Below are 20388 nucleotides of genomic sequence, written 5' to 3' on the forward strand. Positions count from 1 at the left end.
ATGTGCCATGTGCTAGAATGGTAACACCATGGAGCATCATGGCGCCCATCATCCCGGTCCCGCGCCCGGACCGGTCCCCAGCGTTCATGGCAACAAGGGCCACGGTCTCCTTACCCGCTTCCTCGTCTGCATGGCCCTAACAGTGCCCATCCTCCTTCTCACCCCGGAGGTCCAGGACCTCCTCTCTTTCCGCTTGGACCTGCCCTATTCCGAACTAACGCTCCTCCTTTTGTCCACGGTCGTCTTCCTCTACGGCGGATGGCCGTTCCTGTCGGGCATGGTGGAGGAAGGGAGGAAGCGCCGACCAGGCATGATGACCCTGGTGGCCCTGGCCATCAGCGTGGCGTACATTTACAGTGCGGCCTCGGTGCTGACCCTCCGCGGTTCGACCTTCTTCTGGGAGCTGGCCACCCTGATAGACATCATGCTCCTGGGCCATTATCTGGAGATGCGCTCCGTGCAGGGAGCATCCACGGCCCTGGAGGAGCTGGCACGGGTGCTGCCGGCCGAGGCCGACCTCGTCGGTAAGGACGGGACCAGGAAGGTCCCCGTAACGGACCTGAGGCCCGGCGATCTCGTGCTGGTCCGCCCCGGGTCCAAGGTCCCCACCGATGGGAAGGTGGTCGAGGGAGAGAGCGATGTCAACGAGTCCCTTCTCACCGGAGAATCACGTCCTATCTTGAAGTCCCCCGGCAAGGAGGTCATCGGTGGCTCCATCAACGGCGATGGGTCCCTCACCATAGTGGTGACGAATACGGGAAGCGATACCTATCTCAGTCAGGTCATCGAACTGGTGCGCAAGGCCCAGGAGAGCCGGTCCCATAGCCAGGACCTCGCGGACCGGGCCGCCCTGGTGCTGACCATCATCGCCATCGTCAGCAGCACCGCGACGCTGGGAGGTTGGCTAGCGCTGGGTCAGAGCTCCGGATACGCAGTGGAGCGGGCGGTCACGGTCATGGTCATCTGCTGCCCTCACGCTCTGGGCCTGGCGATCCCCCTGGTGCTGGCCATCTCCACCGTCCTGGCGGCACGCTCCGGTTTCATCATAAGGGAGAGGGACGCCTTCGAGCGGGCCCGGAACGTGGACACCGTCGTCTTCGACAAGACCGGGACCCTGACCGAGGGCAACTTCCGCGTGGTGGCGGTGACCCCGGCGGAAGGGACCGATGAGAACGAAGCGCTCATGATCGCCGCGGCGGTGGAGTCGCCCTCCGAGCACCCCATCGCCCATGGCATTGTGGCCGCCGCCCGGGAGCGCGGTCTAACGGTGGTAGAGGCGCAGGACTATCGCAACATCCCCGGGAAGGGGGCGCGGGCGACGGTGAGAGGGATCGAGCACATGATGCTCTCCCCCTCGGCCCTGGGGGAGCTGGGGGTGACCAAGAACATCCCCGACATCGTCAAGCTCTCACGTGACGGCCGAACCGTCGTCGTCCTGGCCCGAGGGGACCGGGCGCTGGCCGCGATCTCCCTGGGGGACAGGACCAGGAGCGAGTCGGCGGAGGCCGTGGCCGATCTGCGGCGGAGAGGCATACGCACGGTCATGCTCACAGGGGACAGTGCAGAGGTCGCCAAGGCCGTGTCCGCGGAGCTGGGGATGGACGATCACCGCGCCTCTGTGCCCCCAGCGGGGAAGGCCGCCGCCATCCAGGAGCTTCAGGACGGTCACATCGTGGCCATGGTGGGGGACGGGATCAACGATGCCCCCGCCCTGGTGCAGGCTGACGTGGGGGTGGCCATCGGCGCCGGTACCGATGTGGCGATAGGATCTGCGGACATCATCCTGGTCCGCAACGACCCGCGGGACGTGTCCCGGATGTTGGACCTGTCCCGGAGGACATATTCCAAGATGGTGCAGAACCTCGTCTATGCGACCGGATACAATGCCGTGGCCATACCCCTGGCCGCAGGGGTTCTGGCATCTCAGGGCATCGTCCTCAGCCCGGCAGTGGGGGCGGTGCTCATGAGCCTCTCCACGATCGTGGTGGCGATCAACGCACGCCTCCTTCGTTCCGATTAAGATTAAGACCTGCCCGAGCCTTGGGGGGTGCGATGCGCTGCACCCACTGCCAGAAGTGCTGCCGCGAGACCATGATGGAGCTCTCGGAAACGGACATCGTACGTCTGGAGCGTCGGGGATACCAGCGCCAGGACTTCAGCTATATCGGTGTGGATGACATCCCCCGGCTCCGCAACGAGGGCACGTGGTGCTTCTTCTACGATCCCGAGCAAAAGCGATGCCGCGAGTACGCCTCCCGGCCGCTGGGCTGCGCCCTCTACCCGGTGAACCTGGACCAGGACGGGGAGGCCTTCATCGACGGACTGTGCCCTCAGGGTGGGAGCGTGACCGAGCAGGAGCTAAGGCTCAAGGGGAAACGCCTGGTCATGCTCCTCGCCACCATCGATGGCGAGGCAGCGCGCCGTAAAAGATGAAAGCGAGATGAAAAACGGACCCGTCCGGAGCGTCCCGATGGGCAGGTTCAAGCGTCCGCAAGCGCCTCCAGCATCCTCGAGATGCTATCCAGGGCCACCCTCCCCCGGCCGCTGATGAAGTAGAGGCGGCTCTTGCGATCATAGTCGATGTAACCGGCATCAACGAGCACCTTGAGGTGGAACTGCAGATGCCCCTTCTTCATGTTCAGGTGCCTGCTCAAGGCGGCGAGGCCGTCATCCTCGGCGGACAGGCGCTGGAGTATGCTTATGCGGATGGAGCTGGACAGCGGCCCCAGGGCGGCCTCGGCGGAAGCAGGGGAAAGGGTCGCTTCCCTCGCCGGTGTCATCTCCGCGGAACCAGCGTTACCGACCTGCAGCGCGGTCGTGTACGTGTTGAAATATGAGGTGAGCTGGGCCTCCAACGAAGCCATGAGGTCGATCGCCCGATCGATGCCCAGGTCCTCCACCACCTTCCTTGACCGATGCACCCGGAGGTACTCCATGCCCCCGGTGCTGTTCTCCCGACCGAACGCTTCCAGAGCACCTTCCAGCCATCGAATGATGTCTCTCCGGAGGACGACAAGCTCCGAGCGAGGCATGGCCAGGAACTCATCCTCGTCAAGCTCCCGGTCCATCATCTCCAACAGCACAGGGCGTATCTGCCTCACCATCGCCGACCGCACATCGTCCTGGCGCAGGCTCATGAAGGAATCGCCCATCGCCCTTACCTCGAAGCGCAGGGCCTCGATCTGCTTCCTCAGCTCCTCGTTCCTCATCGCATCTCAGTAATAGAATTATATTACTAAGAAATACTTTAATATTACCATAGACCTTAGTATGATCAAGCCCGGCCGAGAGGCGAGGGCGGTGTAAAAGAGGTTATTGGATGAAGATCGGCATCATCGCCTGCGAGACCTTCGAGCGAGGCCTTGAGAAATTGATCAAGGACGATCCCGACATTGCGTACAAGGAGTACATGGAGTTCGGGCTGCACGAGTTCCCCCAGGTCCTGAAGCGGACGGTGGTGGATAAGGTCAACTCCCTGGAAGGCAAGGTGGACGCGGTCCTCCTGGGCTACGGCATCTGCAACTCCCTCGAGGGCATCACCAGCCAGATGAAGGTTCCCACTGTCCAGCTGGTGGGCGACGACTGCATCGGGGTGCTGATCACCCCGGAGGAGTACGAGAGGGAGCGCAAGGTCTGTGCCGGCACCATGTACCACACCCCCTACTTCGCCAAGATGAACAAGGAGTGGTTCGAGCGGAAGATGAGGGAGCAGATGCCCAACTACGAGGAGCTGGGGATCGATATGGACTGGTACCTGGGTAAGCTCTTCGACGGGTACTCACGGGTGCTGTTCATAGATGACGGCCTGGGGGGCATCGAGCCCCTGATAGACATGTCGAGGCAGTTCGCGACCGACCTGCACCTGCGACACGAATGCCGGTGCGGGACCCTAAGGCTGCTGGAAGAGGGGCTGGCGAGAACGAAGGCTCTGGCGAGGGAAGGGGCACACGCCCTCTGAGCAAAAATTGCGGCCGGGCGACCGTGCCATTCCTGAGCTTTGCGATCGTCCCGCAATCTTCGTGTCATTATTACCATTGATTTCCTGACAGGTGAGCTTTAAAATAATATATATTATTTAATAAACGGCTCTATAAATATAGTGGTGTCGAGCCAGTGACATCATGATAAGCGTTGTGCTCGCCCTGCTGGTGATCTCCGGTCTTATCCTTACAGCCCTGGGGCTGTACTCCGCCCGGTTCCAGACCGTGGCGGCCAGGAGACCATTCGCCTGGATGATGTACCTAAATGCCGCCTGGTGCCTCCTCTTCGCTCTCAGCGGGGTGGTGGACGACCCCGGGACCATGCTCGCGCTGTTCCAGGTGGTCCTGGGCATAGTCGCAGTGGTGCCGATCAGCTGCCTGGTCACCATAATATATCTCGTGGGCCTGCAGGAACAGGTCACCAGGGGCAGGCTGGCCGCTCTCCTCGCCTTGCCCGCTCTGAGCATAGCGGTCAATGCCACCAACGGCCTGACGTCGTGGTTCATCACCGGCTATGAGGTCATCGAGGTCATGGGATATCAGACGCTGGCCCTTCAATATGGGCCAGGTTTCCTGATCCATACCATATACTCCTACATCATAGTCATCTCCACCCTTCTTCTCCTTCTGTGGCATCTGTTCAGGACAACGCGGGTGTACCAGTGGAGGGACATCCTGGTCATGATAGGATTCTCCATCCCCTTCGTAGGCAACGCCCTGGTGATCTCCGGCAGCTCCCGGGGCTTGGACATCACGCCCATTTTGTTCGTCGTGACCGGCCTGTCCCTGGCCTTCGCCCTCTTCCGGTTCCAGCTGCTGAGGATAATGCCCGTGGCCCGGAGCGTCATCATCGACATCTCCTCGGACCCCACCATCATCCTGGACCGTCAGGGCAAGGTGGTGGACCTCAACCCTGCGGCCTCCCAGCTCTTCGATCTCCGCGATAATGACCTGGGCAAGGAAGCGCGGTCCCTCTTCCAGGACATGAAGGGCATGTCCGAGCTTGTGGACGGCGGCAGCAAGGGCCGTCGAACCATGGTGCTGGAGTCGCCCTCCGGAAAAAGATACTACGACTCTCAGGTCGATGAGGTCGTGGACGGGGGAACCATGATGGGACGTGTCATCATTATGCATGATGTCACCGAAAGCAAGCTCACCCAGGACGCGCTCAGGGAGAGCGAAGAGCGCTACCGGGCCATCTTCGACCAGTTCGATGGTACCATCATGGTGGTGGACATCGAGGACGGCTCGTTGCTCCAGGCGAACCAAGCTTTCTGCACCCACTTCGGCATCCCTCCTGATGAGGTCACGTCCCTGAACATCCAGTCCATATCCATGATCGATCACTCTTTTAAGGGAGACATTCAGAGCGAGGTCAAGAACGGCCGCCGCTTCTCCTTCGAGACCACTTCCCTCCTTCCAGACGGCAATGTCATGAACATCGAGGTCGTGGCCAGCCCCTTCAGGTACGGGGGCAGGAGAGCGATGTGCATCATCGGGCGGAACATAACCGAGCGGAGGCAGGCCGAGATAATAAAGGAGCGGATCGGGAAGCTGGAGGCCATCGGAACACTGGCGGGGGGCATAGCCCACGACTTCAACAACCTCTTGACCAGCGTGCTGGGATATGTGTCCCTGATCAAGATGCGCAGCCAGCCGGGCACCGAGAACCACCGGGAGCTGACGGAGGCGGAGATGACCATCATCCAGGCCAAGGAGGTAGCGCAGGAGCTGCTGTCGCTGGCCAAGGGGGGCGCGCCCATATGCAAGCCCGTGTCCATTCCGGAGCTGCTGCGGGTCACCTCCAACCATCCCTACCTGAACAGCAACATCCAATGTCAAATTCACATACCGCCGGGAGAGTGGCTGGCCATGGTGGACCAGGGGCAGATGGGGAGGGTGTTCACCAACCTGTTCATAAACGCCAAGGATGCCATGCCCAACGGCGGTCAGGTGGACGTCACGGTGTCCAGTCATCACGAGGGGGTGAGCGCCCCGCACGGCCTGACGCCCGGTGAGTACATCCTGGTCGAGATCAAGGACACCGGGACAGGCATCCCCCAGGACGTGCTCCCGAAGATCTTCGAGCCTTACTTCACGACCAAGAGCAAGGGCTTCGGCATAGGGCTGTCGGTGGTCTACGCCACCATCACCCGGCACCACGGCAATATCGAGGTCACCTCGAGAGTGGGGAAGGGGACCGTATTCCGCATCTACCTCCCAGTGGCCCAGGGAGCGGCGAAGGTGGCGCCTGGACCCGATATAACCATGGCCAGTGGAGAAGGGAAGGTCCTGGTGATGGACGATGAGGAGTACATACTGGACGTCATGGGCGAGATGATCAGGGCGCTGGGCTACGAGGTGGGGACGGCTCACGATGGCAGCGAAGCGTTGGAGGAGTACCAGCGGGCCCTCGATTCGGGCAAGAGGTACGATCTGGTCATAATGGACCTGACCAACCCCCGGGGCTTAGGAGGCAAGGAGGCGATCGCGTTGCTGTTGAAGCTCGACCCCCAGGCCCGGGCCCTGGTCTCCTCTGGATACTCCAACGATCCGGTCATGTCCGACTTCCGGCACTATGGCTTCGTAGGCGTACTGCCCAAGCCGTACCAGCTGGAGGAGCTGTCGTATGCCATCAAGCAGGGGCTCGTCGGCTCCAGGGCAAATGCCGGACAGGGCTGCGCCCACTCAACGGACGGTAAGGACGCTGTGCTATCCGGCGGCGATGCCGGTCACATTACCCCTTGACCGTCATCTCATAGGCACCCAGATGTTCAGAGCGACACATGCTCATGGCCGGTCTCGCTGCCATCCAGGACCTCCTCGACCTGCAGACCCGAGGCCGGGGAGAACGTGACCATCCGGGAAGGATAAAGGTGCACAGGACGTCTACCGCACCTTGACGTCCTTGCGGCAGCGGGACAGGATGTGGTCCCGGACGAGGGGGAGGTCCTCTATCGGAGCGTACACCTGGTTGCGCGACAGGCTTCCGTTCAGGTATATCGTATCTCTCTTCGGGCTGAACCTTATCGACCGGACCTCGGAGAACCTGGTGTACATGCTCTGCCGGCTCGCTGCCAGGAGGCCCGCCCCGGCCGCGGTGAGGTTCCCGCCGGCCAGTCCGGCCAGCGCGGTGAGCAGACCCATCGCTTTGGCCCGGTCGTACTGCCTCTTCAGCTGGATGTGGTGTACGCCCTTGTCGTCCATTCTGAACAGCACCTGGTACTTTCCACCATAGATGATGCCGATCATCAGGTACGCCACCACCAGGAGGACGCCGAGGATGGCGCCGCATATCGCCAGCACGGTGAGCGCCAGGGTCCCCGCCTCAGCGATGCCGTTCTCCAGGCCCAGGACGAAGGCCAGCACCACGGGCACGGCCAGGGAGAGCATGAGCACCTTGGCCACGGTGATCAATATGACCGGGTTCTTCCAGAACGATAGCTCATACACCCAGGTCAGCGTACCGTTCTGGTCCTTGACGATGTTGCCTATTATCCTCTCACCCCCATTCCCCCGACCACCAAACGTGGCCGAACGACACAGTTCTCGCAAAAACCGCAACATCGTCGATGGCGGACCCACAGTTCTCACAGAGCATTGGTATGAGTCTCCCCCTTCTCCGTATCCAGTATCCATCTTAGATATTTGAACAATGCCAGGGACCACACCCCGGCCGCCCCCAAAACACCGACGCCTAGCAAGAGCATTTTTTAGATAACAATGGACTGAGCTTTAATATTGGATTTTTTTTATATTAGATATTCAAAAATGGTGGGGCCGTCCGGATTTGAACCGGAGACAAGGCGTCCCGAACGCCCTAGTTATGCCAAGCTAGCCTACGGCCCCGTGAGTAGGATGGGCTAATAATGACTCATGTTAAATAGCTATCGTCAAGCTGGGAATTTATGTGAATGAGAGCCATCTTATCTCAGTACCGCACTTAGTGATCCCTGCACTCTAACGCGGCTTGGAGTATCTACAACTCAAGTCAGACTTAAGCTCGCAGCTGGGTTCGGTCATTTGCTATGGACGCCCGAAACGTCCCCCTCATCGCCCGCTGCATGTGGCTGGTAGATCAACAGCCTGCTCGCATCAGACCTGCCAAGGCGAGCAATGATCCTGGAGGCATTGAGATCAGCGTTGAGTTGGAAGCCGCACTTCACACAGTGGAACTCGTTTCCCTTCCGGCTCTTCTTGTCGATCCACCCGCACCTGGAACACCATTGTGATGTGCAGGTTGGGTCGACAAGGACGACCGCCTTTCCCATTTCCTCGGCTTTGTATCGAAGAAAGACCTCCAGCTGATGATACGCCCAGCTGCGAAGCCTCCCCCTTGTCCTCCGGTCCAGCCACCTACACATATTGATGTTGGCCAGATCCTCCAGGGCGAACACCGCAAACTCCGTGCTCGCAATAATCTTAGAGATACGATGGTTCTCGCAGGTCACAAACCGTCTCTCTCGCCCGGACTGCTTTCTTAACCTTCTTATCGCCGAGCGAGTGCCTACCGCCTGCAGCTCCGCTTTGTTCTTCGCATACCTTCCCCTTGTGGCATTGATCTGAGAGGAATTGAAGAACATGTTATTGGAGCAAACAGCCACGTTCTTCAAACCACGATCTATACCCAGGATATCACCTTTGCTCTGAGCTAATACTTCACGATTCTCGACAACGACGTTGAGAAAGAACAGCTTGGTGATCTTGTTCCAGACCAGATTGGATATTTTACACTTCCAGTCCTTGTACTTTTCCAGATAGGCGTACAAGACTACCGGAGCATGAATTCTTCCTTCAATGGAATATAAGCTCACCGTTCCTGAGCTGAAGTAGACCTTGGCTTCCTTCCAGGGGTACCTCACAGCAGCATACGTCCTCCTTTTTGGAACCGCCCTACACTTACATCTCTTCAGCGCCTCACAGGCAACGTCCTTGGAACTCTGGATAAGTCCAGCGCCCAACTTGGGTACCGCTGCCCTGGTATCATAATATATCTCGTACTGGAGCCTGCGCTTGTCCCAGCAGTGATGCTCATACCCCCACCGCGCCGCGTGGTCGAACGCCCGGGTGTACTCCTCCATGGTCCTGAGCAGCGAGCCCTTCTGCTCCTCCGTCAGGACGAGCTTCAGCCTCACCGTGCGCATCACGACCGCTTATCGGCACATCCCACGATGACGATGTCCAGTACAGTTAGGCTGATAGATTTGACAAGGCCTCGGCCTGCCCCGAACATCCAGTCTTACATCTTTTGTCGTATAGCTCCTACGACACTTATAAATACACAGCCAGTTACTCCCGGACGCGATGAGGGAGCAGCTGCGGGAGAAGATCGCAGGGGAGATCACGCTCTCTGCGGACGCGGGGAAGACCATCCGCAAGTGGAGGGAGGAGTTCGGCATCTCCCAGCAGGAGATGGCGCGGAACCTGGGAATATCGCCGTCGGTCATCAGCGACTATGAGTCTGGACGCAGAAAATCGCCGGGCATCGCCATCATCCGGCGCATGGTCGACGGGCTCATAGACCTGGACGAGCGCTCCGGGGGGAGGGTGCTGAAGAAGTACGACCTCGGGGAGAAGCACGACTGCATCATCAGCATCAACGAGTTCCGCACCAGCCTGGCCGCGTCGGAGTTCATGGACATCATCGAGGCCGATACCCTCAACGAGGGCATCTCCCTGGAACGCCACATTCACGGTTACACCATCATCGACTCCATCAAGGCCATAACCTCGCTGTCCTCGTTCGACTACCTCAAGATCTATGGATGGTCGAGCGAGCGGGCCCTGATCTTCACCGGGGTCAAGTTCGGCCGCTCCCCCATGATCGCCATTCGCGCCCATCCGCTGAAGCCGAGCATGGTCGGTTACCACCGCCCGGAGCACGTGGACGAGCTGGCCATCAAGCTGGCGACCCTCGAGGGGATACCGCTTATCAAGACGGAGATGCCGGTCAACACCATGATCGACCGTCTCAAGAAGCTCATTTAGGAGGAATGCAATGGAAGTAGGCATTGTCAGCTACGGGGCGTACCTGCCCCGGTACAGGATCACCCCGCAGGAGATAGGCAGGGTGTGGGGGACCGACGGAGAGCAGATGAGCAAGAACCTGCTGATCCTCTCCAAATCCGTCCCCTCGCCTGACGAGGACGTCATAACCATCTCCATCGAGGCGGCCAGGAACATGTTGCGGCGCTGCGAGGTCAACCCCCAGGACATCGGTGCGATTTATGTCGGCTCGGAGTCGCATCCCTATGCGGTCAAGCCCACCGGGACCGTGGTGGCCGAGGCCATCGGGGCCGGCCCCAACCTCACGGTGGCGGACTATGAGTTCGCCTGCAAGGCCGGCACGGCCGCCATCCAGACCTGCATGGGCCTGGTCGGTTCGGGCATGATCAAGTACGGCGTGGCCATCGGCGCCGACACCTCCCAGGGAGCGCCCGGGGACGCCCTGGAGTTCTCCGCCTCGGCCGGCGGGGCTGCGTACCTCATCGGCTCCGAGAAGGTGATCGCCCGGATAAACAAGACCTGCTCCTACACCACGGACACGCCGGACTTCTGGCGCCGAGAGGGGCAGTGCTACCCCTCCCACGGTGGCCGCTTCACCGGCGAGCCGGCCTACTTCAAGCACATACTGGCCGCGGCCAAGAACCTCTTCGGTGTCATGGGCACCAAGCCTACCGACTATCAGTACGCGGTGTTCCACCAGCCCAACGGCAAGTTCCCGGTGAGGGTCGCCAAGCAGCTCGGTTTCACCGAACAGCAGATCGAGGTGGGGCTCCTGACGCCGTTCATCGGCAACACCTACTCCGGCGCCGTGCCCCTTGGTCTGGCGTCCGTTCTGGACGTTGCCGAGCCGGGGCAGCGCATCTTCGCTGTGGCCTACGGTTCCGGGGCGGGCTCGGACGCCTTCGACATCACCGTGACGGACGAGATAAAGGAGCTGCGTCGGGAGAGGGCGCCCACGGTCAAGGAGCTGGTGGAGAGGAAGAAGTTCCTGGACTACGCCACCTACGCCAAGTATCGGGGCAAGATCAGGATGAAGGAGGGAGCAGAATGAGAGAGGTAGCGATCATCGGCATCGGGGACACCAAGTTCGGGGAGCTGTGGGACCAGTCCTTCCGTGACCTGGGCATACAGGCGGGGCTGTCCGCGGTGGGGGATGCCAACCTGTCGGGCGAGGAGATAGACGCGCTGTACGTGGGCAACATGTCCGCGGGGAAGTTCATCGAGCAGGAGCACATCGGGGCGCTCATAGCCGACTACTCTGGCCTGGCGCGGGACCACATCCCCGCCACCAGGGTGGAGGCGGCCGGCGCGTCGGGGGCCCTGGCGTTCCGTCAGGGGTATCTGGCAGTGGCCTCGGGCATGCACGACATAGTGGTCGTCGGCGGGGCCGAGAAGATGACCGACGTCGGCGACGTGCTGTCCACGGAGATCCAGGCCACGGCGGCGGACCAGCAGTGGGAGACGGCCTTCGGGGCCACCTTCCCCTCCTTGCACGCCCTCATCGCCCGACGGCACATGCACGAGTACGGCACCACCAGGGAGCAGATGGGCATGGTGGCGGTGAAGAACCACAAGCACGGTTCCCTCAACCCCAAGGCGCAGTACCAGAAGGAGATCAAGCTGGACGCCGTCCTGAAATCCCCTCCGGTGGCCGAGCCCCTGGGGATGTTCGACTGCGCACCCATATCCGACGGCGCGGCCGCGGTGGTGCTGTGCTGCATGGACAAGGCGCGGAAGTACACCGACACGCCGGTGAAGGTGCTCGCCTCCGGGCAGGCCTCGGACACGCTGGCGCTGGCGCACCGCGAGAGCATCACCCGCTTCGACGCCACCACCGTGGCGGCGCAAAGGGCCTTCAAGCAGGCGGACACCGACGCTTCGGGCATCCAGGTGGCGGAGGTGCATGACAACTTCACCATCTCCGAGATCCTGGCCGTGGAGGACCTGGGCTTCTTCCCCAAGGGGGAAGGGGGCAAGGCCACGGCCGAGGGGCAGACCGCGCTGGGAGCGAAGATCGCCGTCAACACCTCCGGCGGGCTCAAGGCGCGCGGCGACCCCATCGGGGCCACCGGCATCGCCCAGGTCGTGGAGCTGGTGTACCAGCTGCGGGGGCAGGCGGGCAAGCGGCAGGTCGCCGGGGCCGAGCGCGGCCTTGCCCACAATGTCGGAGGGACCGGGGCCACGGCCATCGTCACCATCCTGGGGAGGGTGAACTAAATGACCGTCGCCAGGTTCTGGAGGGAGAACGAGTCCCGGTACAACCTCATCGGGACGAAGTGCGGCAACTGCGGGCGGCTGTACTTCCCGCCGCGGTCGGTGTGCCCGGTATGCCACCGCAAGAGCTTGGGGAAGATGGAGCACTTCCATCTGGATGGAAAGGGAGAGGTCCTGTCCTTCTCCATCGTCCATGACGCCCCCTCGCAGTTCGAGCTGCAGAAGCCGTACGTCATCGCCATAATAATGATGGACGAGGGCATCCGCCTCACCGGTCAGATCATCGACTGCGATCCCGCGGACGTGACCATAGGCATGAAGGTCCAGGCCACTATCCGCAAGGTCGGTGAGGAGGGAGCATCGGGCATCATCCACTATGGGTACAAGTTCATGCCCCTGCGGTGATCAAACCCCTTCTTGATCCATTTTTCTAACTGTCCGGTTCCAGCTCCGCGGCGAAGGGCTGGGGCACGAACAGCACACGGTAGCTGAGCGACACCCTGCCTCCATTGTCCTTCGTGGGCAGCGGCACCGACCCCTGGGGCCACAGGACCGCGGCCAGGCCGGTCTCCTCGGAACGGGAGCCTCCGTCCAGCACCACGCCCAGGGCGGGGGACGCCCCGGTGTTGGAGATCTCCGCCGACCTCAGCTCCAGGCGCGGCATGTGGTCGGCGGTGGCCCGGTCGAGCAGGGACGCCGCCTGCCGCATGTGCTTCAGCGCACCGGCGGTGCTCTTGGATGAAAATGAAGCGCGGAACTCCTGGGACCATCCGCCGTCTGCGCCCAAGCTCTCAGCGAAGGGCTCCAGCTGCTCGTAGCGGCGGTACAGCTCCCGAAGCTCCGTTACCTCCGCCACGGTGGCCTCGGAGAGCACCTCGGCCTCGCGGACCAGGCAGGCGGCCCGGTCCAACTTCCCTTCGGCCAGGTACCTCTCGGCATCCTTCAGCAGGGCGTTGACCGCCTCCAAGCTGCCCTTCTTGCCGGCGATGGCCTTGGCCTTGTTGCCCTTGGCGATGATGGCCTTGTTCACCTTGGTCCTCATGGCGGCGATGGCCCCGCTCGCGCCCACCCCGGCCTCCAGGTCGCAGAGGTGGCGGTCCAGGAGCGGCAGGGCCTCCCCGGGAATGTCCTTCAGGGTGAGCCCCAGGAATGGATAGAGGCGGGCAAGGTTGACCAGTTCGGAGAGGCTCCGCTTGGCGGCATGCCGCCGTTCCCTCTCGAAGATCCGCTCCGCCCGCAGCAGGTCACGGTTCATGTCCTCGTACCTGCCCTCGGCCAGCCCCTTGCCGGCGGAGTCCAGGAGGGAGGTGATGGGGGCGCCGCTAACGGCGTCCTTGGCGGTCAGCCTTGCCCGCACCTCTTGGAGGCGGCGGGAGCATCCTTGGTGCCAGCGGACCGCAGCATCGGCCGAAGCTTGGCAGGGTATGATGATGGACCAGCACCCCTCGTACGAACCCTCTTCCAGTGCCTCCTGGGCCTGGGTCAGGAGCTTCATGGTCTCGGCGACCAGGAGGGAGCCTGGGGGCAATGTGGACAGCTGCACCCGGACCTTGTCCAGGGATGATGCGCAGCTCTCCTTCAGCCCCTTCATGCCCTGTATGCGCTCGCGGTACCGCTCGATCGCCCCCGGCACCTCCGCATAGCGGCGGCGCTCCACGAACCCGGAGATGGTGTGCCTCTCCCTTGCTTTCAGACCTTCGAGGTCGATCCCGGTGATGCCGGTTACGTCGACCTCCTTCTCCACGCCCTCCACCTTATTCCTGGTCTGCTCCCAGAAGGCGATGCTGGCGCTGTGCTCCGCCCGCCGCGCCATCTCCGTCACGAGGTTGAAGCGACCGCTGGAACGGTATCTGCGGGCCTGCTCCAGCAGCATCCTGGCCTCCCTTACCTCGAAACCCAGGGAAGATATCTCCTCCAGGACCCCGTCGACCCGTCCCAGCTCCTGCTGTGAGGCCTGCATGACGTTCACGACCTGTGCGGTCTCGCTGCGGGCGAAGCGTATCGCACGGAGGGCGTCCGCGTACCTCTGATCGGCCAGGAGGCTCTCGGCCTTCTCGATCACCGCCATGGTGCTGACCTCATCCCTCCCCAGGTCCTCTTGGTCGAGCGTGCTCTTAAGCTCCCCGATCTCTGACTGGATGCCCTCATTGATCAGGTCGGTAAGCCGCTTCTGGAGATCCTTGAGTTGGGACATGGCCTCTGCCGCCTTGCCCTCTTTCGCCAGACCGGCCGCGACCTCCATCTCCTCCTCGCCCTCTATGGCCGGGTCGATCTGCCTGGCGACGGGGAGGAGGTGCTGAACCTCCTGCACCTTGCGGGGGACCAGGATGTGGGCGCCGATGGTCTCGGCCTCCCTGTAGCAGTTGCGGGCTGAGGTCCTGGCCCCATCGTAGAGCCCGGCCTCGAACAGCCTCTTGGTCTCCTTCAGAAGAGGCTGGACCTTGCTCCCGGGCGGTATCTGTATCTCGCTGGTGAGGCGGGAGAGGAGCACGATGAGGTCATAGACCTCGTTATGCAGCGCCGTGGTCTTCTCCAGCTCCTTCTCCGCCGCCTGGAGCTTGGCGAAGGACACCTCCACCTCGAAGGACGACAGGGCCCTGGTGCCCTCTTCCGCAAGCTGGTCCACGTGCTCCGTGGTGACCCCCTTGCGGTGGGCGGCCGACGATGCCCTCTGCAGTTGTGCGAAGTTACGCGCCAGCTCCTCCTTGACCTGCACCCGCGCATGGTTGTACGTCTCCGCCAGCGACCTCAAGGCCTCCGAGGGCTCGGAATCGTCCGAGCTCATGGTGGAGCTCCACAGGTCGATGGTCTGGGGGTCGATCCCAATCTGCCTTCCGATGCTGAGCAGGGACAGGGTCTGCTCCCTCAAGGTGACCAGGGACGCCCTCTTTATGGCGTTGGCCTCCTCCACGGCCTCCTGGGCGAGCATGAAGGACGGCTTCCATTCCCTCTGTTCTATGAGCTCCCGGGCCTGCTTGACCTTATCGCGGACCTCGGAGAGGTTGGCACCCACATAGTTGGATGAGGTGACCTGCTCCGCCTCCACCACGGCCAGCCGCGCTGCGGACATCAGCGCGGCCTCCAGGGCCGTGCTGATGCTGCTGAGACGCTCTGCGATCCCTTTCAGGTAACCGTTCCGGAGGTCCTCCTCGATCTCCTCCAGCACCCCGGAGTCGTCCTCTACCGGCGCTCCCATGGACAGCCCTGCGGCCACTTTCAGCTCGCTCTCTAGAATCTGCGGTCCCAACCCATCCAGCACCGTGCGCAGGATCACCTCCCGGGCCTGAGTGAGCCCTCCGAGGGTGTCCGCGAGCCGACCGGCCAGGGCGGCCTCGCGCGCGGCCTGTACCATCTCCCCCGCCTCAGGGGACACCACCTTCATGGCCCTGGCCTCCAGGAAGACCTCCTTGGTCTGGTCCAGCACCGCCTCCATCTCCGCTATCTCCTCCAGGCGCCTGTCCAGCTCCTCCGAGGCGTCTCGCACCAGGTCCAGGGCCTCCCGGCCTCTGCCCATGGCCGTCTCCTGCCGGGAGTCCTCCAGCATGGTGAGCAGGGGAGTGATATCCAGGTTGAACCGCCGGGCGATGACCAGGCGGGGACGCATTCCCTCGATGGCCTTCAGGACCACCTCGGCCTCCCCGTCGCGCAAGGCCTTCTCGGCCCGCCTCAGCCACTCCAGGGCCTCCTCGCTCTGCCCGGCTTTCGCTGCCTCCGTCGCCTTCTTGCTGGCGGTGGCGAACCGGCCTATGTTCGCTCCCTGCTCACGCAGCCAGTAGGAACGCGGCACCTGCTCGGCGAGCCGGTTCTGGACCGAGACCGAAAGCAGAGGGGATAAGGCCTTCTGCCCCTCGCCCAGGAGGAACATGGCCTCCTCGAACTGCCCGTGAGCAAGGCACTCCTGGGCCCTGGCCACCGGCCCGGAGACGGGGGACATGTCCCCGCCCACTGCCACCTGCTCCGCCGTTTCCAGCAAGGAAGCGGAGCGGTCCCCAATGAGCTTGGAGAAGGATTCATGGACGCCCTTGTAGCATGCGGCGAGCCGGTTCAGGGACTCCTCCAGGTTGCCGTCGCCATGCATCTTGACGGCCCTGGCCAGCGCCTGCTTCTTGGCCGCGGTGGCGATGCCCTCCCTCTCTGCCAGATCTATGGAGCGCTTCACCTGGGCGAACATGTCCGATATCCGGCGGTCAGCGTATGCCTTCACCGATTCCAAGGTGTCTCGGGCCTCGGTCATGGCCTCCCCGGGCCGGCCCTCTTCCAGAGACCGGCGGGAGCTCTCCAGCAGCTCCTCCAATCGCTGGCGCTCCTCTCCATTATCCTCTATCATGGCCAGCATGCCACCGGCAGAGGTGAGGACATCGTTGACCATATCCGCCTGCAGCCTCTCGGCCGTGGCGCAGGCGCTCTCAGCGGCGGCAAGGGCCGCGTTATAGTCCCGCTTGCCAAATGCCGTGCGCCCATCGGTCAGCGCCTTCTGCGCGTCTTTAGCATCAATACCTATGGAGACGGCCGAAGCTACCGCTCTCTCGGCCTCGGCGAGCTTGTCCTCTGCCGATTTGCGGAACTTGGCCGCATCCTTCGCCTTCTGCTCCAGCTGCTTGGTGAGCTGGAGTTGCTTAAGATAATCGCTGGTCAAGCCGTGATCCCGGTCCCGTCCCTCGTGCGGGCCAAGCCCAATGATTTTACGGTCTAGGCTTAAGCGTTTTGCTGTGAGAATCGAACTGGATTATATGCAACAGGCATTAATCAAATACGGTCTATCAAGACACCTTCACGGTGTCGGAAGGCCTGGAGGGAACAGGCCCAGGTCACTTATGCAGGCCGACGAAGGCCACCCTCTCCAGGACCAGGTCCTCGAAGCGGTCTGCAGGCACGGCCCTCAGCTCCTCGTGGGAGATGCCGAACCGCAGGGCCTTCTCCACCGAGGCCTCGAGGACGGCGTCATCCCTGTCCAGACTGTGGTCGCGTAATACTTTCTGTAGGTCCTGGACGTTGAACAGGACGAGCGCTATGCGCTCGCACCCGACCTTGAGCCCCATTTTCCTAGTGGCTTTGGAGATCTGCCTTTCCCCGGATGCGTACAACATCGTTTCCATGGCCAGGTTGGTGGAGGCGTTGACGCCCCTCTCGAACGCCCTTTTCGCATGCATCGTTGCCGATATCAGATGGTCCCGGCCGCATATCATGTCAGCATCGAGAGCCAGCCCCTCCCCGCCGCCTATGGACTGGAGGGCGGATATGAAAACCTTGGTGTCCTGAACCTGTCCTCTCACGCCCAGGATGTCAATCTTCACCATTCTGCATGGGAATCTTTGCCCGGGGTAATGAAAATTTCGGCACCGAAAGCGGCCTTCGTTCGAACATCGTGCTTTTATGGAGGGAAGGGACCGCCAAGAGGAAATGTTTATAATAGGCAAAGCAGGTGGCGCCGACATCGATGTCCAGGGGGCATCGGGGTTGGTATGATGGTAATGGACAAGGTCACGGTGAGGTCCCCGGCAACCCTATCAAATCTAGGTTCCGGTTTCGACGTCTTCGGCATGGCGCTTCGCGAGCCGTTCGATGAGATCGAAGCGAGGTGCATCCCCGGCCACGATGTGGTCATCGAGGCGGTCGAGGGATGGGGGGCCGAAAGCATAACCACTGCTGCGGAGAGGAACTCTGCAGGAGTGGCGGCCATGTCCGTCCTGGCCCGGGCCAACGCCGACTTCGGCGTGGCCATAAGGATAAAGAAGGGGATCCGCCCAGCCTCGGGCATAGGTTCCTCGGGGGCCTCCGCGGCGGGGGGCGCATGCGCGGCCAACCTCCTGCTGGACAAACCCCTCCGGCCGGAAGAGCTGGTCTTCAGCGCGGCCAAGGCCGAGCAGACCACCTCGGGCAGCTTCCACGCCGACAACGTGGGTCCGGCGGTGATGGGCGGCTTTACGATAATCAAGTCCTACGATCCCTTCGAGATCCTGAGGGTCGATCCCCCGCGGAACCTGGGAGTGGTGGTCACCATGCCCGACTTCCTGGTGAGCACCAAGGAAGCGCGCAAGGTGCTGCCGGCACAGGTGCCCCTGAAAAGCATGATCTACGAGGTGGGCAACGCCTCCTCACTGGTGCTGGGCATGTGCCGCGGGGACGTCGAGCTCATAGGGAGGAGCATGAAGGACGTGGTCATTGAGCCCGCCCGCGCTCCCCTGAACCATCACCTCCAAGAGGCGGAGAGCGCGGCCAAGGACGCGGGCGCGGCCGGGGTCTTCCTGGGCGGGTCGGGTCCGTGCGTCATCGCCATCTACGATCTGGAGCAAAGAGAGGGAAGGGACATCGCCGCGGCGGTACGGGACGTGTACGGACGCCACGGCATCAACAGCGATACCTGGGTGACCACCTGGGGAGACGGATGCAGGAGGGTGTGATATGAATAAGGTAAGGTGCTACGAGTGCGGTGCGGACGTAGAGGACCCCCTCCTGGACTCCTGCCCCAAGTGCGGGGGCCTGCTGACCATCGAGTTGGATCTGGACGCTGCGGCGGGGATACGGCCGTACGACCTCCGGAAGAGGCCTCTGGGGGTCTGGCGCTATGCACCCTTCCTGCCGGTCGACGCCTCCAAGGCCATCTCCCTCCTGGAGGGCGGCACACCGCTGTACGACTGCCGGAACCTTGTGAGTAAGGTCGGCATCAAGAGCTTGCACGTCAAGTACGAGGGCGCCAACCCTACCGGATCGTTCAAGGACCGCGGCATGACCGTGGGCGTGTCCCGCGCCCTGGAGCTGGGCTGTAAGACCGTGGGGTGCGCCTCCACCGGGAACACCTCCGCGTCCCTGGCGGCCTATGCTGCCAAGGGGGGACTGCGGTGCGTGGTGCTCCTGCCCTCAGGTAAGGTCGCCGCGGGGAAGCTGGCGCAGGCCATGTTCTACGGCGCCAAGGTGGTCATGGTTGACGGGAACTTCGATGACGCCCTGGCGGTGGTGAAGCAGCTGGCGCGGGAGCGGGAGCTGTACCTGCTTAACAGCGTCAACCCCTATCGCCCCGAAGGGCAGAAGACCGTGGCCTTCGAGATAGTGGACCAGCTGAACTTCGAGGTCCCCGACCGCATCATCCTCCCGGTGGGCAACGCCGCCAACATCTGGGCGGTGTACAAGGCCTTCAAGGAGTGGCGGTCCCTGGGATGGATCGACAGGATCCCCATGCTCACCGGCATCCAGGCCTCGGGCTCCGCACCCATAGTGGAGGCGTTCCGCTCCGGGAAGAGGGACTTCGTTCCCGAGGAGCATCCCGAGACCGTGGCCACCGCCATCCGCATAGGGAACCCCGCCTCGGGGAAGAAAGCGCTGCGGGCCATCTTCGATACCAAGGGGTACGCGGAATCGGTGACCGACGAGGAGATCCTCGCCGCTCAAAAGCTTCTGGGCAGGAGCGAGGGTGTTGGGGTGGAGCCGGCCTCGGCCGCGTCCATAGCCGGGCTGCTGAAACTAGTGGACTCCGGCATAGTGTCCAGGGACGAGAGGGTGGTGTGCATATGCACCGGGAACGTGCTCAAGGACCCCGACACCGTCATGCACTCGTGCGAGGAGATACTGAAGGCCAAGCCCACCGCCGAGGACGTGCGGCGGGTCATCTCCTGAGAATGCCCCTGGGAGATCTAGAGTCTGGACGCCTGCGCTTGGGCCACTCCGATGCAGAGGTCCTGTGTGGTCAGTTCCCCTGAAAAGACCATCTGCACACAATACCTGCTCTGGTGGAAGCACAGAACAGCGCCAGTGAACGGACCATCAACCGGTACAAAAGCCCCCTGAAACACACAATCATCACCGATCTCAAGGTGTGTTATGTTATCGAAATTTTGATTTGAGGCCACCAGTTCATGGAATTTCTGAGCAGCCCCCACACCGTTCCGCACATCCCAGACCCAAATCGTGACAAACATATGAACATCGTTCTCTAGCACCATGTTCGAAAGGCATGCCTGGTAACCATCTTCGGATTCGGTGATGCCGAAAAAGTTCTGGCCCCATCCTTCTTCATGGCCGGTGATGTCATCCATGTCTTCAGATTGGAGAACGATGTTCTCTAAAGAAGAACCATGTCGACCAGACAACATTGCGACGGAGACCGTTGCAAGTATGATCACCACGATGACCAGTAAACCCGTCAAAACTGGCCTCATACCCTTCGACCAGCGGTCACTAGCGCTCCGAGATC

General features: G+C 62.1%; 16 protein-coding genes and 1 tRNA gene. 10 read left to right on the plus strand and 7 right to left on the minus strand.

The features are described 5' to 3' along the window. The first annotated feature begins 28 nt into the window (after nt 1-28). Complete coding sequence (cadA, locus tag GXX95_05820; protein ID NLT37658.1) at nt 29-2020, plus strand: cadmium-translocating P-type ATPase; 1992 nt, start codon at nt 29-31, stop codon at nt 2018-2020. 32 nt (nt 2021-2052) lie between these two features. After that, the gene (locus GXX95_05825) at nt 2053-2433 is read left to right on the plus strand and encodes a YkgJ family cysteine cluster protein (protein ID NLT37659.1); all 381 of its coding nucleotides are present in this window, start codon (nt 2053-2055) and stop codon (nt 2431-2433) included. 47 nt (nt 2434-2480) lie between these two features. Here the strand turns inward: GXX95_05825 and GXX95_05830 are convergent, their stop codons facing one another. Continuing rightward, nucleotides 2481-3209, minus strand: coding sequence for a winged helix-turn-helix transcriptional regulator (locus GXX95_05830; GenBank protein ID NLT37660.1), 729 nt, complete (start codon nt 3207-3209; stop codon nt 2481-2483). A gap of 110 nt (nt 3210-3319) precedes the next feature. Between GXX95_05830 and GXX95_05835 the strand changes: the two genes are divergently transcribed. Beyond that, nucleotides 3320-3958, plus strand: coding sequence for a DUF1638 domain-containing protein (locus GXX95_05835; protein NLT37661.1), 639 nt, complete (start codon nt 3320-3322; stop codon nt 3956-3958). A gap of 163 nt (nt 3959-4121) precedes the next feature. Beyond that, nucleotides 4122-6728 carry a PAS domain S-box protein gene (locus GXX95_05840; protein NLT37662.1) on the plus strand — a complete coding sequence of 869 codons (2607 nt, stop codon included), beginning with the start codon at nt 4122-4124 and terminating at the stop codon, nt 6726-6728. 141 nt (nt 6729-6869) lie between these two features. Here the strand turns inward: GXX95_05840 and GXX95_05845 are convergent, their stop codons facing one another. The 3 genes from GXX95_05845 to tnpB form a co-directional block, all read right to left on the minus strand. Continuing rightward, nucleotides 6870-7535, minus strand: coding sequence for a hypothetical protein (locus tag GXX95_05845; GenBank protein NLT37663.1), 666 nt, complete (start codon nt 7533-7535; stop codon nt 6870-6872). 217 nt (nt 7536-7752) lie between these two features. Then, a tRNA-Pro gene (locus GXX95_05850) sits at nt 7753-7829 on the minus strand. Between the two features lie 170 nt (nt 7830-7999). Then, a complete protein-coding gene (gene tnpB / locus GXX95_05855; GenBank protein ID NLT37664.1) occupies nt 8000-9124 on the minus strand; it encodes an IS200/IS605 family element transposase accessory protein TnpB in 1125 nt (374 codons plus the stop codon). Nucleotides 9125-9284: 160 nt separating this feature from the next. On the opposite strand from tnpB, the gene GXX95_05860 reads away from it, so the two are divergent. Genes GXX95_05860 through GXX95_05875 form a run of 4 tightly spaced genes read left to right on the plus strand, consistent with a single transcriptional unit; the run spans nt 9285 to nt 12605 of the window. After that, the gene (locus GXX95_05860; GenBank protein ID NLT37665.1) at nt 9285-9968 is read left to right on the plus strand and encodes a helix-turn-helix domain-containing protein; all 684 of its coding nucleotides are present in this window, start codon (nt 9285-9287) and stop codon (nt 9966-9968) included. A gap of 10 nt (nt 9969-9978) precedes the next feature. Further along, a complete protein-coding gene (locus GXX95_05865; GenBank protein ID NLT37666.1) occupies nt 9979-11037 on the plus strand; it encodes a hydroxymethylglutaryl-CoA synthase in 1059 nt (352 codons plus the stop codon). Further along, nucleotides 11034-12203 carry a thiolase domain-containing protein gene (locus tag GXX95_05870; protein ID NLT37667.1) on the plus strand — a complete coding sequence of 390 codons (1170 nt, stop codon included), beginning with the start codon at nt 11034-11036 and terminating at the stop codon, nt 12201-12203. Before GXX95_05865 ends, GXX95_05870 begins: the two co-directional genes overlap by 4 nt. Then, a complete protein-coding gene (locus GXX95_05875) occupies nt 12204-12605 on the plus strand; it encodes a Zn-ribbon domain-containing OB-fold protein (protein NLT37668.1) in 402 nt (133 codons plus the stop codon). 25 nt (nt 12606-12630) lie between these two features. Here GXX95_05875 and GXX95_05880 read toward each other — a convergent pair whose 3' ends face one another. Both GXX95_05880 and GXX95_05885 read right to left on the minus strand, forming a co-directional pair. Further along, entirely contained in the window at nt 12631-16836 is a 4206-nt protein-coding gene (locus GXX95_05880) for a hypothetical protein (GenBank protein NLT37669.1), read from the minus strand. A gap of 172 nt (nt 16837-17008) precedes the next feature. Continuing rightward, nucleotides 17009-17497 (minus strand): hypothetical protein, encoded by a 489-nt coding sequence (locus GXX95_05885; GenBank protein NLT37670.1) that lies wholly within the window; start codon nt 17495-17497, stop codon nt 17009-17011. 168 nt (nt 17498-17665) lie between these two features. On the opposite strand from GXX95_05885, the gene GXX95_05890 reads away from it, so the two are divergent. Next, the gene (locus tag GXX95_05890; GenBank protein ID NLT37671.1) at nt 17666-18601 is read left to right on the plus strand and encodes a homoserine kinase; all 936 of its coding nucleotides are present in this window, start codon (nt 17666-17668) and stop codon (nt 18599-18601) included. A gap of 1 nt (nt 18602) precedes the next feature. Beyond that, on the plus strand, nt 18603-19811 hold the full coding sequence (locus GXX95_05895; protein NLT37672.1) for a threonine synthase: 1209 nt from the start codon (nt 18603-18605) through the stop codon (nt 19809-19811). Nucleotides 19812-19828: 17 nt separating this feature from the next. Here GXX95_05895 and GXX95_05900 read toward each other — a convergent pair whose 3' ends face one another. Beyond that, complete coding sequence (locus GXX95_05900) at nt 19829-20341, minus strand: hypothetical protein (protein ID NLT37673.1); 513 nt, start codon at nt 20339-20341, stop codon at nt 19829-19831. Between the last annotated feature and the right edge of the window lie 47 nt (nt 20342-20388).

Source organism: Methanomassiliicoccus sp. (assembly GCA_012719175.1).
Classification (GTDB): domain Archaea; phylum Thermoplasmatota; class Thermoplasmata; order Methanomassiliicoccales; family Methanomassiliicoccaceae; genus UBA6.

Coding starts and splice junctions, on each gene's coding strand:
- GXX95_05875 (NLT37668.1), top strand. CDS start 12,204: ATGACCGTCGCCAGGTTCTGGAGGGAGAACGAGTCCCGGTACAACCTC.
- GXX95_05840 (NLT37662.1), top strand. CDS start 4,122: ATGATAAGCGTTGTGCTCGCCCTGCTGGTGATCTCCGGTCTTATCCTT.
- GXX95_05865 (NLT37666.1), top strand. CDS start 9,979: ATGGAAGTAGGCATTGTCAGCTACGGGGCGTACCTGCCCCGGTACAGG.
- GXX95_05835 (NLT37661.1), top strand. CDS start 3,320: ATGAAGATCGGCATCATCGCCTGCGAGACCTTCGAGCGAGGCCTTGAG.
- tnpB (NLT37664.1), bottom strand. CDS start 9,124: ATGCGCACGGTGAGGCTGAAGCTCGTCCTGACGGAGGAGCAGAAGGGC.
- GXX95_05860 (NLT37665.1), top strand. CDS start 9,285: ATGAGGGAGCAGCTGCGGGAGAAGATCGCAGGGGAGATCACGCTCTCT.
- cadA (NLT37658.1), top strand. CDS start 29: ATGGAGCATCATGGCGCCCATCATCCCGGTCCCGCGCCCGGACCGGTC.
- GXX95_05885 (NLT37670.1), bottom strand. CDS start 17,497: ATGGTGAAGATTGACATCCTGGGCGTGAGAGGACAGGTTCAGGACACC.
- GXX95_05890 (NLT37671.1), top strand. CDS start 17,666: ATGGTAATGGACAAGGTCACGGTGAGGTCCCCGGCAACCCTATCAAAT.
- GXX95_05870 (NLT37667.1), top strand. CDS start 11,034: ATGAGAGAGGTAGCGATCATCGGCATCGGGGACACCAAGTTCGGGGAG.
- GXX95_05825 (NLT37659.1), top strand. CDS start 2,053: ATGCGCTGCACCCACTGCCAGAAGTGCTGCCGCGAGACCATGATGGAG.
- GXX95_05895 (NLT37672.1), top strand. CDS start 18,603: ATGAATAAGGTAAGGTGCTACGAGTGCGGTGCGGACGTAGAGGACCCC.
- GXX95_05830 (NLT37660.1), bottom strand. CDS start 3,209: ATGAGGAACGAGGAGCTGAGGAAGCAGATCGAGGCCCTGCGCTTCGAG.